Origin of the sequence: Corynebacterium sp. HMSC035E02, from assembly GCF_001836065.1 — a bacterium.
Classification (GTDB): Bacteria; Actinomycetota; Actinomycetes; order Mycobacteriales; family Mycobacteriaceae; genus Corynebacterium; species Corynebacterium hiratae.
Window position 1 is genome coordinate 360 of sequence record NZ_KV827330.1, and the last position, 14074, is coordinate 14433.

Genomic DNA, 14074 nt, shown 5'->3' on the forward strand with positions numbered 1-14074 from the left:
TAGTCACCATGGGTTAGCCAGGACATTCGATACCGAATGATTTGAGTGGTGTCGCCTGTGTCCGCAACGAAAGGAAGAAAATGCGTATTAAAGGCAGCCTTTTGAGCCCTGTCTGAAACCTCGCCGGTGTCAGGGATAGACTGGGCACAGTTACCGCACGAACACGTATGAAGGGATTGTCAATGACTATCAAGGTAGGCGTCTTGGGGGCTAAAGGGCGCGTGGGCCAAGCAATCGTGGAAGGCGTTAATGCGGCAGAGGATTTGGAGCTAGTTGCTTCCATCGACCGCGAGACCCCGTTGGAGAAGCTGGTTGAATCGGGTGCCGAGGTCGCCGTCGACTTCACCCAGCCGGCATCGGTCATGGACAATCTAGAGTTTTGCATCGCACATGGCATCCACGCTGTTGTGGGTACCACGGGGTTCGATGCAGGACGCCTAGCCAAGGTGGAGGAGTGGACTAAGAAAGAGGGCGCCGGCAACGTTCTCATTGCCCCGAACTTCGCTATTTCAGCTGTACTGACCATGGTGTTTGCCGCGCAGGCGGCGAAGTTCTTCGACAGTGCCGAGGTAGTTGAATACCATCACCCGAACAAGCTCGATGCGCCGTCCGGTACCGCGGTTCACACTGCGCAGGGTATTGCGAAGGCTCGCCAGGAGGCAGGCTTGGACGCTATGCCGGACAAGACCGAGCAGTCTCTCGATGGAGCGCGCGGCGCAGACGTCGATGGTGTTCACGTCCACGCAGTCCGTATGCAGGGAATGGTGGCTCATGAAGAAGTTATCTTCGGCACTCAAGGCCAGTCCTTGACCATCCGTCAGGATTCCTATGACCGCTCTTCCTTTACCCCCGGTGTTCTGCTGGGTGTACGAGAAATCGCATCCCACCCAGGCTTGACCGTGGGACTTGAGAAGTACTTGGGGCTGTAATGGCAAAGGTCTCTGAGCTTGATGTCCAGCTCATTGCGGCAACCGCATTCCATGCGCCGCGAGGAGTGGACTGGGAGGTTGATGAGGGGGCGTCGGAAAGCGAGGCTCTAGTCGAATTTGCCGGACGCGCCTGTTATGAGTCCTTCGACAAGCCGAATCCCCGTACCGCCTCAAATCAGGCCTATCTGCACCACATTCTGGAGGTAGGCCACGATGCATTGCTGGAGCATGCTACGGCGACGCTCTATATACGGGGACTATCGCGGTCGGCGTCGCATGAGCTGGTTCGCCACCGTCATTTCTCCTTCTCGCAGCTCTCGCAACGTTTCGTGCATTCCGAGGAAGCGGAGGTAGTCCTGCCCAAATTCATTGCGGAAGATGAACAGCTAACGCGGTTGACCCTCCAGGCGGCCGACGAAGCGAGGTTTGTCTACGAGGAGCTCCTCGACGCTCTCGAGTCCAAGTTGGAAGAGGAGCCAAATGCATTGCTGCGCAAGAAACAGGCTCGACAAGCAGCGCGTGCGGTATTACCTAATCTCACGGAATCCCGCATCGTCGTGACGGGAAACTATCGCGCGTGGCGTCACTTTATTGGCGCGCGGGCGACTGAACAAGCCGATACAGAGATGCGCCAGCTCGCCGTCACGTGCTTGAAGCTGTTGCGGGAGCAATCGCCGGTGCTTTTCGACGACTTCCATATCACCACCCTGGCTGACGGCACCGAAATGGCTTCGAGCCCGTACGCTTAAAGGCTTTGCAGGAGACTCGCGCACGACCCCGATGCGGCCAATAGGGGCGAAAGCAGGTAATCTTGACGCCTATGAGCACAGGTATGACAGCACAGGCAGGCGTCGACACCTTCGGACGCGTAGGCGTAGCTATGGTCACTCCATTTGACCAGGACGGCGCCTTGGACGTGTCCGCTGGTCGTCGCCTAGCAGCTCATTTGGTTGATAACGGCGTTGATTCGCTCATTTTGTCTGGGACCACGGGCGAATCACCGACGACGTCGTTGGATGAGAAACTGGAGCTGTTCGCAGCTGTAAAGGAAGAGGTAGGCGGCCGCGCTAAGTTGTGCGCTGGTGCGGGAACTAATAACACCGCCACCAGTATTGAGGCCGCGCGCGCTTTCGCTGATGCGGGAGCAGACAGCCTTCTGGTCGTGACCCCGTATTACTCCAAGCCTTCCCAGGCTGGTGTGTACGCGCACTTTACTGCTGTGGCTGACGCCGTGGACCTCCCCATTTGTCTGTACGACATCCCTGGCCGCTCGGGCATTCCGATTGAGACGGAGACCCTTCTTCGCCTCGCGGAGGTGCCGAACATCAAGGCTGTTAAGGACGCCAAGGGCGACCTTGTAGCAGCCGCACCGCTTATCCAGGAAACCGGTTTGGCATGGTACTCCGGAGATGACGGACTGAACTTGCCGTGGCTGGCCCTCGGTGCTTCGGGCGTTATTTCCGTGATTGGTCACCTCGCTCCGCGCGCCCTGGCTGATCTCTACGTGGCCTTCGATGAAGGCGATATTGCACGTGCACGAGAGATTAACGCGAAAACTTTGTCCCCGCTCGTCGAGGCGCAAGGCCGCCTCGGAGGAGCAACTCTTGTTAAGGCTGCCCTGCGTCTGCAGGGTATTGAAGTTGGAGAACCTCGTCTCCCAGTTACCGCGGCTGACGCGGAGGAGATCGAGGCTCTCCGCCACGATTTGGAAAAGGCTGGAGTCCTTTAAGAATGACTGAATCCCGTAATCGCTCCCGCAAGGTAACCCGTAAGGCGGGTCCGCCTTCGGAGACTGAGACCGCCTCGAATGAGGCGGCTTCGCCGGTTTTTCAAGCGCCGAACGAATCGGCTGCATCCGGCAATAATTCGAACGAGTCTAATAACTCGAATTCTGAGGACGGCAACCGCCGTTCTCGCTCCCGTGGTTCCCGTGGCGGCCGTGGTCGCGGTCGCGGCGGCAACAACAACCACAACAACGGTGGCCGCAACAACAATCGCAACCGTAATAACAACCGTGGCCGCCGCAACGTTCCCAAGTCCATGCAGGGCGCGGATCTGACGAAGCGTCTGCCGGAGCCGCCGAAGCAGCAGAAGGATTCGCTGCGTATTTATGCCCTGGGCGGTATTTCTGAGATCGGTCGTAACATGACCGTCTTCGAGTACCAGGACGAGATGCTCATCATCGACTGTGGCGTGCTCTTCCCGTCCTCCGGTGAGCCTGGCGTTGACCTGATCCTGCCGGACTTTGGCCCGATCGAGAAGAAGATTCACAAGGTCAAGGCTCTCGTTGTAACCCACGCTCACGAGGACCACATTGGTGCTATCCCGTGGCTGCTGAAGCTGCGCCCGGATATTCCAATCGTGGCATCGCGCTTTACCATCGCGCTGATTGCGGCGAAGTGTAAGGAGCACCGCCAGAAGCCGAAGTTCGTTGAGGTCAACGAGAAGTCGGATGTGAACTACGGTTCGTTCCGCTGCCGTTTTTGGGCAGTTAACCACTCCGTTCCGGATGCACTGGGCATCATGCTGGGCACCCCGGCTGGCAATATCATCCACACCGGTGACATCAAGCTGGACCAGACCCCGCTGGATAACCGTCCGACCGACCTTCCGGCGCTATCTCGCTACGGTGATGAGGGCGTCGACCTGATGCTCTGCGAATCCACCAACGCGAACATCCCGGGCGTTTCCGCATCCGAGGGAGATATCCCGGCTACCTTCCGCCGCCTGGTGTCCAATGCTAAGCAGCGCGTCATCATCGCAACCTTCGCGTCCAACGTGTACCGTGTACAGGCAGCTATCGACGCCGCCGTTTATGCTGGCCGCAAGGTTGCCTTCAACGGCCGCTCGATGATGCGCAACATGGAAATCGCCGAGAAGATGGGCTTCCTGAAGGTTCCGCGCGGAACCATCATCTCGATCGACGAGGCTGCCAAGATGGCACCGCACAAGGTCTTGCTCATCACCACCGGTACCCAGGGCGAGCCAATGGCTGCGTTGTCACGCATGGCACGCCGTGAGCACCGTCAGATCACCGTCCGCGACGGCGACCTCATCATCTTCTCCTCGTCCCTGATTCCGGGCAACGAAGAGGCCGTTTACGGTGTCATGAACATGCTCTCCCAGATTGGTGCTGAAGTTATCACCAACAAGGAAGCCAAGGTTCACGCCTCCGGCCACGGCTACGGCGGCGAGCTGCTCTTCCTGTACAACGCTGCGCGTCCGAAGAACGTTATGCCGGTCCACGGCGAGTGGCGTCACCTGCGTGCAAACAAGGAACTGGCAGTCTCCACTGGCGTTGACCGCGACCGCGTGGTTCTGGCACAGAACGGCGTTGTCGTTGATCTGCGCAACGGCCGTGCAGAGGTTGTTGGCCAGATTACCGTGGGTAACCTCTACGTCGATGGCGTCTCCATGGGTGACGTCGACGCAGATACCCTGGCAGACCGCACCAACCTCGGCTCTGGCGGCGTCGTTTCCATCACCTGTGTGATTGATAACCGCACGTCCCGGCTGCTTGAGCATCCGGCTGTATCCACCACTGGTTTCTCTGACGATGACCGCGGCATCGTGCCGGAGGTTGCCAAGTTGGTTGAGTCCACGATGAACGATCTCGCCGCTGAGGGCGAGAACGATACCTACCGCATGGTGCAGAAGCTGCGCCGCAAGGTATCCAAGCTCATGGATTCCAAGTACAAGCGCGAGCCGGTCATTCTGCCGACCATCGTGCCGACGAACTCGGATGTCCTGATGCCTGACGACGATGAAGTTCACGCCTCCCGTGAATCGCTCTAACGTCTAGGTAGACAGTGCCCCAGCGTTCCTGCTTCTGGTAGGTATGCTGGGGCGCATGTCGTTTTCCTCAGCAGAACGCGCCAAGATGGTGGCGTTATTCCGTGAACTTGGTCCCGATGCTCCAACGTTGTGCGAAGGGTGGACGGCCCGCGACCTCGTGTCGCACCTCTGGATCCGCGAAAACCGGCCCGACGTCGTCATCAGTTCTTTTGTTCCAGCGCTGACTTCCCATGCGGACAGCATCATGGAGGAAGTCCGTGCGCGAGATTTTGAGGAACTGGTGGATGACTGGGGTAGGGGATTGGGAAAGCTCAACCCTCTGCGCTACGTGGATTCAGTGCTCAACACCGCAGAGCATTTTGTGCACCACGAAGACCTACGCCGGGCCAATGCGCACAGCGAACCGCGTGATTTCTCGCTAGCGGTGCAGAAGGAGTTGCTCGCACCGCTAAAGTTTCTCGGGTTAAGGCTGTTGGCGCACTCTCGCCTCCCGGTAGTGCTGGAGCCGGCTGGGTTTGCGCCACTCGTCGCGGCGGATAAACATCGTGTGGCAGCGAAGGGGGACAACGTGGTGCGGGTCCGTGGGGCAGTTTCCGAGTTGCTCCTATGGGCGTTCGGCCGCGAGGCGGCTCGCGTTGAGATTGACGGGGATTCATCCGCCGTCGTTAGGTCAAGTCTGTAGGCTGAACTGTCTAAAATCTTCAGTGCACGCGTGTGGCGCATGTTGTTAATGGTGTGTTCGCTACTAAAGTGGCAGGCATGTCTGTCAAGAACGCTCCGTCTCGCGCCTCCGGCCGAGGTCGCACCGCCAATCGGTCGCGGCCGTCCGGCCGCACAAGCTATTCGCTGACCTCCGCAACCCGCGCTGCCGAGACCTCCGAAGAGAGGACCGGCAGCGCCTTTCGCGCCGTTGGCCGAGGACTGGGAACCGTTTTTGGCGCTACCGCCCGAGGCGTGGGAAGCATGGCGCGAGGGGTCGGGCACGGCCTTGCCGGTCTCAAGCCGGTAGATGCGGGGAGTCGAGATGACGACCTCTATGACTCCGCCTACGATGCTGTTCATGACGAGGGTGCCTACGATGATTACGACGAGTTGAGGGAGCCAGGGGAAATTTCTGGACGCGCGAAGAACAAGAAAAAGAGCAACAAGGCCGATAGCGCTGCTCCGGCAAAGAACAAGGTAACGCGGGCGCGTGACGTCGAAAGTGAGATGCCGACGACGGTCATGGAGCGTCCAGCTCACACTGAGAAGAGTATCCGCGTCTCCAATCCAGACGCGGTCGCTCTTGTGCTTATCGGCGTGGCCATCATCCTTGCTTGCGCCACGTGGTTCCAGGTGGCCGGCATTATCGGTGAGTATCTCACCAACGCTGTGCGCTATGTGATTGGCGCGGGCGCCTATGTTCTTCCCGTCGCGCTGATCGCCGTCGCCATTGCGCTCATGATGGACTTGTCCGGTCCGGCGGGCCATTTCAAGCCGCGAGTGGTGGGCGGCACGGCCCTCATCGTGGTGTGCATGCTGAGCCTCATCCACATCTTTGCAGGTCTTCCGAAGCTGACCTGGAATAACAATGCTGCCGGGGAGGCAGGCGGTGCCATCGGCTTTGGAATCGGCGAGCTGCTCGTGGCGGCTTTTTCCAGCTATGTGGCGGTGCCGCTGCTCTTCCTGCTCATTGTGTACGGGGCGCTCAACATCACGGGCATTACCTTGCGCGAAGCTTATGACTTCGTGGCCGCCCAATTCTCCGCGCTCGTCGGCGGCCTGCGTGATCGCAAGAACCGTTCGGCCCAAGATGAGCTGCTTGACGACGCCCCAGCGGACGACTACGACTACGTCAGCGATGACATCGACGCCATTGCCGAAGGCCGCGAGCGCCCCGCGCGCCCGGCATATACTCCGCGCCCGCGCCCGAAGCAGACCCCGAAGCAGCCCCCAAGGCAGATGCCGGATGAGAATGTCACGGTGTCCTTTGACTCTGCGGCGCAGCCTGTAAACCAGGAGCCAGTGCAGCACGGCCGTCCGAGCTTTGATAGCCGCGTCGATGACACCGACGAGATTCCAGTGGTCCAGGATGCTGAGCCCACTGCCGTTCTGGAACCTGAACCGGCGCCGAAACCGGCGCAGAAGAAGCGCCCGCGCGTCGACGTCGGCGGTGCCGCCGGTGCGGCTCTGGGCGCAGCGGCTGCGGAGGCGTCGACAAGCGCAGTGTCTGCCGGGGAGGACATCGTCTCTGCCGCACATTCCGAGGCAGTGCGCATGTTCCAGGAACGTTCTGGACGTGATGCACGAACGGGCGCCAAGGTTGAAGAGGAGGCTCAGAGCGTAGCCAAAGAAGCGCCCACAGCCCCGAGTGGTGCGGAAGACACTGCCCTGGGCGGCGGCTACGATGTGCCGACGACGGACCTGCTCACCGCCGGCAAGCCAGCGAAGGCACGCACGGAGGCCAACGACCGCATCATCGAGGCCATCACCGAGGTCTTTGAAGAATTCAAGGTTGATGCCCAGGTCACCGGTTTTAGCCGTGGTCCGACAGTGACGCGCTACGAGATCGAGCTGGGTCCAGGCGTTAAGGTTTCGAAGATTACAAACCTCCAGTCCAACCTGGCTTATGCTGTGGCGACGGATAATCTGCGCCTGCTGACCCCGATTCCGGGCAAGTCCGCCGTCGGTATCGAGGTGCCCAATGCGGACCGCGAGATGGTGCGCCTGCGCGATGTGCTTGATTCCCCGGCGCTGCGCGCCGACCATGACCCGATGCTGATTGGCTTGGGCAAGGATATCGAAGGCGAGTACACCTCCTTCTCCGTAAAGAAGATGCCTCACCTGCTCGTGGCTGGTGCTACTGGTTCCGGTAAGTCGGCGTTCGTGAACTCCATGCTCGTCTCGCTGTTGACCCGTGCGACGCCGGAAGATGTTCGACTCATCCTCGTGGACCCGAAGATGGTGGAGCTCACGCCGTACGAAGGTATCCCGCCCCTCATCACCCCGATCATTACGCAGCCAAAGAAGGCTGCGGCGGCCCTGCAGTGGCTGGTGGAGGAGATGGAGCAGCGCTACATGGACATGCAGGCTGCCCGCGTGCGCAAGATTGAGGACTTCAACCGTAAGGTCCGCAGTGGCGAATACCAGGCTCCTGCCGGTTCCCAGCGGGAGATGCGCCCGTACCCGTACATCGTGTGTGTCGTGGACGAGCTCGCAGACCTCATGATGACGGCACCGAAGGAGATCGAGGACTCCATCGTCCGCATTACCCAGAAGGCGCGTGCGGCCGGCATTCACCTCGTGCTTGCCACGCAGCGCCCGTCTGTGGACGTGGTGACCGGTCTTATTAAGACCAACGTTCCTTCCCGTCTGGCTTTTGCGACGTCCTCGCTTACGGACTCCCGAGTCATTCTGGACCAGGGCGGAGCCGAGAAACTCATCGGCATGGGCGATGGCCTTTTCATCCCGCAGGGTGGCCGCCCGGTGCGTATGCAGGGTGCGTTCGTCTCAGACGAGGAGGTGCAGGCGGTTGTCGACGCCGCGAAGGCACAGGGCTCGCCGAACTACACCGAAGGTGTGACGGACGATAAGGCGTCGGAGGCGAAGAAGGAGATCGACGAGGAGATCGGCAAGGATATGGACGACCTCTTGGAGGCCGTCGACCTCGTGGTCACCTCCCAGCTGGGCTCCACGTCGATGCTCCAGCGCAAGCTGCGCATCGGCTTTGCCAAGGCCGGCCGACTCATGGACCTCATGGAGTCGCGCGGTGTGGTTGGGCCTTCCGAAGGCTCCAAGGCGCGTGAGGTATTGGTCAAGCCGGAGGAGCTCGACACCATCATCTGGATGATCAAGGGCGCTGACCCAGCAGAGGCCCCGAAGGAGGTCCAGGACGCTGAAGGCTCCGGCGGCACGGACGACGCTGAAGGCGATACCCGCACCGTAGAAATCTCCGCTAACCCCTCCACAGGTGCGTTCTAAGCTCCGTGTAGGATAGGACGAGTCTTGGAGGGGAGTACCCCAATCCACGGCGTCGATCGTCAACACGGCAACTGCGGTACAGTTCCCGGTCGCGCCGGCTAGCGGGACTGTGCATAGAGACTGCTAGCGGGGGAGACCTCCGGTCTTTATTGTCGCGTCGACCGGAGGGATAACTCATTATGCATGTGCCACTATGGGTCTGGGCCATCACCATCGCGGTGATCTTGGGCTTCTTTGTTTTCGATTTCTATAGCCACGTCCGCTCACCCCACGAGCCCAGCATCAAGGAATCCGGTGGGTGGACACTGTTCTACATGGCCACCGCCGTTGTCTTTGGCGGAGTTGTATGGGTGCTGTGGGACAGTGAACATGCGGCACAGTTCTACACCGGTTGGGTGACGGAACAGGCTTTGAGCGTGGATAACCTGTTCGTGTTCTCGCTCATCATGGGGTCATTCAAGATTCCCCGCAGGTATCAGCAGAAGGTCCTGCTCATCGGTATCGTCCTAGCGCTGGTTTTCCGCCTTGTCTTCATCTTGATGGGCGCGGCCATTATTGCGGCATGGTCGGATGTCTTCTACCTGTTTGCCATCTTCCTAATTTACACCGCAGTCAAGCTGCTCATCGATGAGATCAACGGGACGCCCGAGACCGACCCCAACGACATGCTGGTAGTCAAGTGGCTGCGCAAAGTGGTCCATGTGACCCCGCGCTACCACGGTGACAAGCTCACCCACCGTGAGGAATCCGGTGAGAAGAAGGGCAAATTCGCCCTGACGCCGCTTTTCGTTGCTTTGGCGGCTATCGGGCTGATCGACGTCATGTTTGCCTTCGACTCCATCCCAGCTATCTACGGCATTACCTCGGAGCCTTTCCTCGTCTTCACCACCAATGCCTTCGCTCTCATGGGGCTGCGCCAAATGTTCTTCCTCATTGATGGCCTGTTGGACCGCCTGGTCTACCTGCCTTATGGCCTGGGTATTATCTTGCTGTTCATTGGTGTCAAGCTGCTCTTCCACGCTCTGCACGAGAACAACTTGCCCTTCATCAATGGAGGTGAGAATGTCAGCGCAGTACCGGAGATTACGACCCTTGTGTCGCTACTGGTCATCGTCGGCGTCCTCCTGGTTACGGTGTTGTTGTCAGTGTGGAAGGACAAACGCGACCAAGCCCAGGGTGGCGTGGTGATTTCTCACAACCACTATGATTGGGACGACTTTGGCAACAAGATCGTACGCAACAAGGAGGGCGAGTTCGTCGGCAAGGCGGACGAACTTCCCAAGTCTGAGCTGCCTTAAACTCGGGCCGCGGGGATTTAGAAGGAATTAATAACGGGATTCCACTCGCGGAAAGCGCGCCCAGTAACAGCGCCTTCGGTGTAGAAGGGATCCTGGTCCATGAGGGCGATGACATCGGCCACCTTTACGGACTCATCCTCAAATTGCAGGACGATGAGCGCCCCGCCCTTGGAATCGGTGTAGGGGCCAGAGCCACAGATCTGGCCCTTGTCGTGGAGTGCGCCGATGAATTCGCGGTGCTTCGGGCGAACCTCAGCAATAACCGGGTTAGATGGATTGTATTCATAGGAAACTGCGAAATACTTCATACCGACCATGGTAGTGCTCGCCCGAGGGGCAGGCAGGCCACGGTAGGATGAAGAGCGTGAATGATTCTCAGGCTGCGCACAAGCAATCTCAAACTACGGATGTTAACCCCGAGGTCTCCAATTGGAACCTGCCCAACATCCTGACCAGTTTGCGCATCCTCTTTATCCCGCTGTTTGCCTGGCTGGTTCTTGGCGGTCATGAGTGGTGGGCCTTCGGCTGCTTCGCGCTCCTCATGCTCACCGACAAATTGGACGGCGATATCGCGCGCTCGCGCGGGCTGATTACCAACTTTGGCAAGATTGCGGATCCGATCGCGGATAAGGCTCTGATGACCGCGGCTTTCGTGTGTCTCAACATCACTGGTGCTTTGCCCGTGTGGATTACCGTCGTCATTTTGTTCCGCGAGTTCGGCATTACCATCTGGCGCTTCTACTTGCTCCGCCAAGGCAAGGTAGTTCCGGCCTCCCAAGGCGGCAAACTCAAGACAGCTCTGCAGACGCTAGCGGTGGCGCTGTACCTGTGCCCACTTCCAGGATGGATGGACACCCCCAGCCTGCTCGTTATGCTGGCGGCTGTCGTCGTTACCGTAGTGACCGGTATTCAGTACCTCATCGATGGCCACAGGGAGAACAAGTGACTAGGCCCGCAAATGTTGAAGAACAGCTCGTGGCGAAGCTTCGCGAACGCGGCGAGACGGTGGCCTTTTGCGAGTCCCTCACAGCTGGATTGGCAGCAGCCACCGTCGCTAACGTGCCGGGTGCTTCCGCGGTATTGCGTGGTGGGCTCGTCACCTATGCCACTGAGGTTAAGGCGCAGTTCCTCAACACCACCGTGGATTCGTTAGAGGCGCAGGGAGTGGTGTCGGCTGCCACCGCGGCGGAGATGGCGGAGGCGGCGCTCGTGGAGATGCGAGCTGACTGGGGGATTGGGCTTACCGGCGTGGCCGGTCCGGACCTCCAAGAAGGCAAACCTGCGGGTACGGTGTACGTGGGCTTGTGCGGGAGAGTCGGCGGGGACGTCGCTAAGCGTGGCGTTCTCTATGAACTTCCAGATGAACGGCGTAACGCGATTCGCGCTGCTGCGGTTCAGGCGGCATTGAGCCTTCTCCTATCAACTCTTGAAGAAAAGTAGCTGTTTGTGGGAACAAGTAGGGGCGCTGAGCCGTTATACGGAGTGATGAACACTTCAGTTGCACTACTTGATAAGCCCACTCAGACCACGGCGCGATCGACGCGGACTCTGGAGCCGCTTTTGCGCGAGGCCCTCGGATTGACGCTTCGTGCCTTCCGTGCGGATAAGGGAGTAACACTTCGCGAACTCGCCGCCGCGGCGCGTGTGTCCCCAGGATATCTGTCGGAGTTGGAGCGCGGCCGCAAGGAGGTTTCCTCCGAGCTTCTGGCTTCCGTGTGTCATGCCCTTGACGCCAGTGTTTCCGATGTCCTTATTGAGGCGGCTGGATACATGGCACTGCCATCGATGGATGAGGAGCTCGCATCCACCGCACCCGCTGCATCGGAACTATAGAACCGCAACGGAATACTGTCTGCTTCGCTACTATTAGGCAGGCAGGAAATATTCTTGTTACACACCTTATTGACACAACAAACTGCTGAGAAAGGCACCTCCTGTTATGGCGAACCCATTCGTAAAAGCCTGGAAATACTTGATGGCTCTCTTCGATTCCAAGATCGAGGAGAACGCCGACCCTAAGGTTCAGATTGAGCAGGCTATCGAGGAGGCGCAGCGCCAGCACCAGGAGCTGTCACAGCAGGCCGCAGCGGTTATTGGTAATCAGCGCCAGCTGGAGATGCAGCTGAACCGTCGTTTGAGTGAGATTGAAAAGCTGCAGCAGAATACCCGTAACGCCCTAAGCCTTGCGGACAAGGCCCGTGCCGAAGGCGATGCACAGAAGGCGACCGAGTACGAGAATGCGGCTGAAGCCTTCGCCGCCCAGTTGGTTACCGCTGAGCAGTCTGTTGAGGACACTAAGAAGCTCCATGATCAGGCTCTACAGCAGGCGGAGCAGGCCAAGAAGGCCGTTGAACGCAACGGCATGGCGCTTCGTGAGAAGGTCAACGAGCGCTCCAAGCTGCTGTCGCAGCTCGAGCAGGCCAAGATGCAGGAGAAGGTCTCCGAGTCCCTCAACTCGATGAACGAGCTCTCCGCAAACGGTAACTCGCCTTCCCTGGATGCTGTGCGTGACAAGATTGAGCGTCGCTACTCCAAGGCCCTGGGCCAGGCAGAGCTCGCCGAGAACTCAGTGTCTAACCGCATGCAGGAGATCGAGCAGGCTGGCGTGCAACTGGCTGGCCACTCCCGTCTCGAGCAGATCCGTGCGGAAATGAATAACCCGAAGGCAGTGGAGGGAAACTCCCAGCAGGCAATCGGTTCGGCAGAGGCTAAGGCTCAGCCGAACGTGCAGGACGATGCCGTCCAGGCTCGCCTACGCGAGTTGCGCGGAGAATAAGGCTTAGTCGCCGACGCCGCGGGCTTGAAGCGCCTCACCCATCGCGCGTGCTCGGCGGATTGAGCGAATGATAACCGGGGTGCCAAAGGCAGTTAGAGATGCCGTGGCACCCCGGGCTTTTCGTGCGTCCAGTACCTCGACGACTGTTCCCAGCATGAGCGGGAGCAGACGAATGGTGAGAGACATGGCCAGCGTGATGTTCTCAACAGGGATGCCCAGCCGCCCTAGGGGCGCGAGGGCGCGGTCGAGGGAGTCCATCATCTCCGACACCTTCGTTGTCAGCGTCAGCAGCACCGCCGCGCTGATCGCTGCGTAGATGGTGAGAAACATGATCGCGGCCGACAGCAAATCCTTCTGCCACCACTGAAAAGCTGCGAGCGCAACGAGGAGGTAGAGCGGAGGAACAAGCTGTCCGAGTGCGACGCGAAACGGGATGCGGGCGACGGGAAAGAGCACGAGTGGGAGGAAGAGGCTGGCCGCCGCCCAAGGAAGCGTGTGCACGGCGAGCGAGGTCACGAGGATGAAGCCGATGAGCACGAGGAATTTCACCGCGGCCGGTATGCGATGAATGATGGTATCGGCGTCGACGTAGTAGCCGAGGGGGATGTTTTTAGGCATGACTCTAGAGCGGGCGGGATTTCATGAGTTCGGTGTAGAAGGAAATGACCTTGGCGGGAGGTCCGTCGGCTACGACGTGGTGGTTATCGATGCACAGAACGCGATCGAAATCAGAGACAAAGTCAAGGTCATGTGTAACCACGATGAGTTGCTGTTCGAGCTGCGCAAATTCGCGGCGAATGCGATCGCGGTTGCGCAGATCTAGCAAGGTCGTGGGTTCGTCAGCGATGATGACGGTGGGTTCCATGACCAGGACCGCGGCCAATGCGAGGAGCTGTTTTTGACCGCCGGATAGGGTGTGCGGGGATTGTTCGGCCAAGGGAGTAAGGCCGAAGCGCTCGAGGGCGGCGTCGACACGCGCGGTGCGCTCCTCACGAGACAGCTTGAGCCGGCGAAGGGAGAACTCCACGTCATCGCGCACATGCGGCATCACGATCTGGTTTTCGGCATCGGAAAACACGAAGCCTACCTGGCGGCGAATCTCTTTGCCGTGCTTGGCGACGTCCACGTTATCCACCAAGACCTCACCACGTGAAGGTTCACCAAGGCCGTTGATGAGCCGGACGAGAGTGGATTTCCCGCCTCCATTGGCGCCGATAATACCGATGCGCTGTTCGCTCAATGAGAGAGAAATATCTTCGAGCACGGGTGCTTCGTCGAAGGTGACGGATACGTTGCGGAAGTCAATCTTTGGCACT

Annotated in this window: 14 protein-coding genes; 11 read left to right on the forward strand and 3 right to left on the reverse strand. The window is 59.3% G+C overall.

Annotated elements, in window-relative coordinates:
* Positions 1 to 182 precede the first annotated feature (182 nt).
* From dapB to HMPREF2635_RS03465, 7 genes are all read left to right on the forward strand, one after another.
* Positions 183 to 929 (forward strand): 4-hydroxy-tetrahydrodipicolinate reductase, encoded by a 747-nt coding sequence (gene dapB, locus HMPREF2635_RS03435; protein WP_070513043.1) that lies wholly within the window; start codon positions 183 to 185, stop codon positions 927 to 929.
* Positions 929 to 1678: an FAD-dependent thymidylate synthase gene (thyX, locus tag HMPREF2635_RS03440; protein WP_070513046.1), complete on the forward strand. Its 750-nt coding sequence runs from the start codon at positions 929 to 931 to the stop codon at positions 1676 to 1678. Before dapB ends, thyX begins: the two co-directional genes overlap by 1 nt.
* Positions 1679 to 1749: 71 nt before the next feature.
* Entirely contained in the window at positions 1750 to 2658 is a 909-nt protein-coding gene (gene dapA, locus HMPREF2635_RS03445) for a 4-hydroxy-tetrahydrodipicolinate synthase (protein WP_049157584.1), read from the forward strand.
* Between the two features lie 2 nt (positions 2659 to 2660).
* Entirely contained in the window at positions 2661 to 4724 is a 2064-nt protein-coding gene (locus HMPREF2635_RS03450; protein ID WP_083295551.1) for a ribonuclease J, read from the forward strand.
* Positions 4725 to 4767: 43 nt separating this feature from the next.
* The gene (locus HMPREF2635_RS03455; protein ID WP_070516843.1) at positions 4768 to 5406 is read left to right on the forward strand and encodes a TIGR03085 family metal-binding protein; all 639 of its coding nucleotides are present in this window, start codon (positions 4768 to 4770) and stop codon (positions 5404 to 5406) included.
* Between the two features lie 77 nt (positions 5407 to 5483).
* Complete coding sequence (locus HMPREF2635_RS03460) at positions 5484 to 8684, forward strand: DNA translocase FtsK (RefSeq protein ID WP_070821269.1); 3201 nt, start codon at positions 5484 to 5486, stop codon at positions 8682 to 8684.
* Between the two features lie 179 nt (positions 8685 to 8863).
* On the forward strand, positions 8864 to 9982 hold the full coding sequence (locus HMPREF2635_RS03465; RefSeq protein WP_070821270.1) for a TerC family protein: 1119 nt from the start codon (positions 8864 to 8866) through the stop codon (positions 9980 to 9982).
* 17 nt (positions 9983 to 9999) lie between these two features.
* Here HMPREF2635_RS03465 and HMPREF2635_RS03470 read toward each other — a convergent pair whose 3' ends face one another.
* Positions 10000 to 10290 (reverse strand): YciI family protein, encoded by a 291-nt coding sequence (locus HMPREF2635_RS03470; RefSeq protein WP_010190299.1) that lies wholly within the window; start codon positions 10288 to 10290, stop codon positions 10000 to 10002.
* A gap of 47 nt (positions 10291 to 10337) precedes the next feature.
* Between HMPREF2635_RS03470 and pgsA the strand changes: the two genes are divergently transcribed.
* The 4 genes from pgsA to HMPREF2635_RS03490 all read left to right on the forward strand — a co-directional run bounded on the left by pgsA (position 10338) and on the right by HMPREF2635_RS03490 (position 12758).
* Positions 10338 to 10928 carry a CDP-diacylglycerol--glycerol-3-phosphate 3-phosphatidyltransferase gene (gene pgsA, locus HMPREF2635_RS03475; protein WP_187357541.1) on the forward strand — a complete coding sequence of 197 codons (591 nt, stop codon included), beginning with the start codon at positions 10338 to 10340 and terminating at the stop codon, positions 10926 to 10928.
* Complete coding sequence (locus HMPREF2635_RS03480) at positions 10925 to 11422, forward strand: nicotinamide-nucleotide amidohydrolase family protein (RefSeq protein ID WP_070821272.1); 498 nt, start codon at positions 10925 to 10927, stop codon at positions 11420 to 11422. Before pgsA ends, HMPREF2635_RS03480 begins: the two co-directional genes overlap by 4 nt.
* Before the next feature lie 45 nt (positions 11423 to 11467).
* Positions 11468 to 11815 (forward strand): helix-turn-helix domain-containing protein, encoded by a 348-nt coding sequence (locus HMPREF2635_RS03485; RefSeq protein WP_046649351.1) that lies wholly within the window; start codon positions 11468 to 11470, stop codon positions 11813 to 11815.
* Between the two features lie 106 nt (positions 11816 to 11921).
* Entirely contained in the window at positions 11922 to 12758 is an 837-nt protein-coding gene (locus HMPREF2635_RS03490) for a PspA/IM30 family protein (protein ID WP_046649352.1), read from the forward strand.
* A 3-nt stretch (positions 12759 to 12761) separates the two neighbouring features.
* Here HMPREF2635_RS03490 and HMPREF2635_RS03495 read toward each other — a convergent pair whose 3' ends face one another.
* A complete protein-coding gene (locus tag HMPREF2635_RS03495) occupies positions 12762 to 13376 on the reverse strand; it encodes an energy-coupling factor transporter transmembrane component T family protein (RefSeq protein WP_046649353.1) in 615 nt (204 codons plus the stop codon).
* Positions 13377 to 13380: 4 nt separating this feature from the next.
* Positions 13381 to 14073: an energy-coupling factor ABC transporter ATP-binding protein gene (locus HMPREF2635_RS03500; RefSeq protein WP_070821273.1), complete on the reverse strand. Its 693-nt coding sequence runs from the start codon at positions 14071 to 14073 to the stop codon at positions 13381 to 13383.
* Position 14074: the final 1 nt, after the last annotated feature.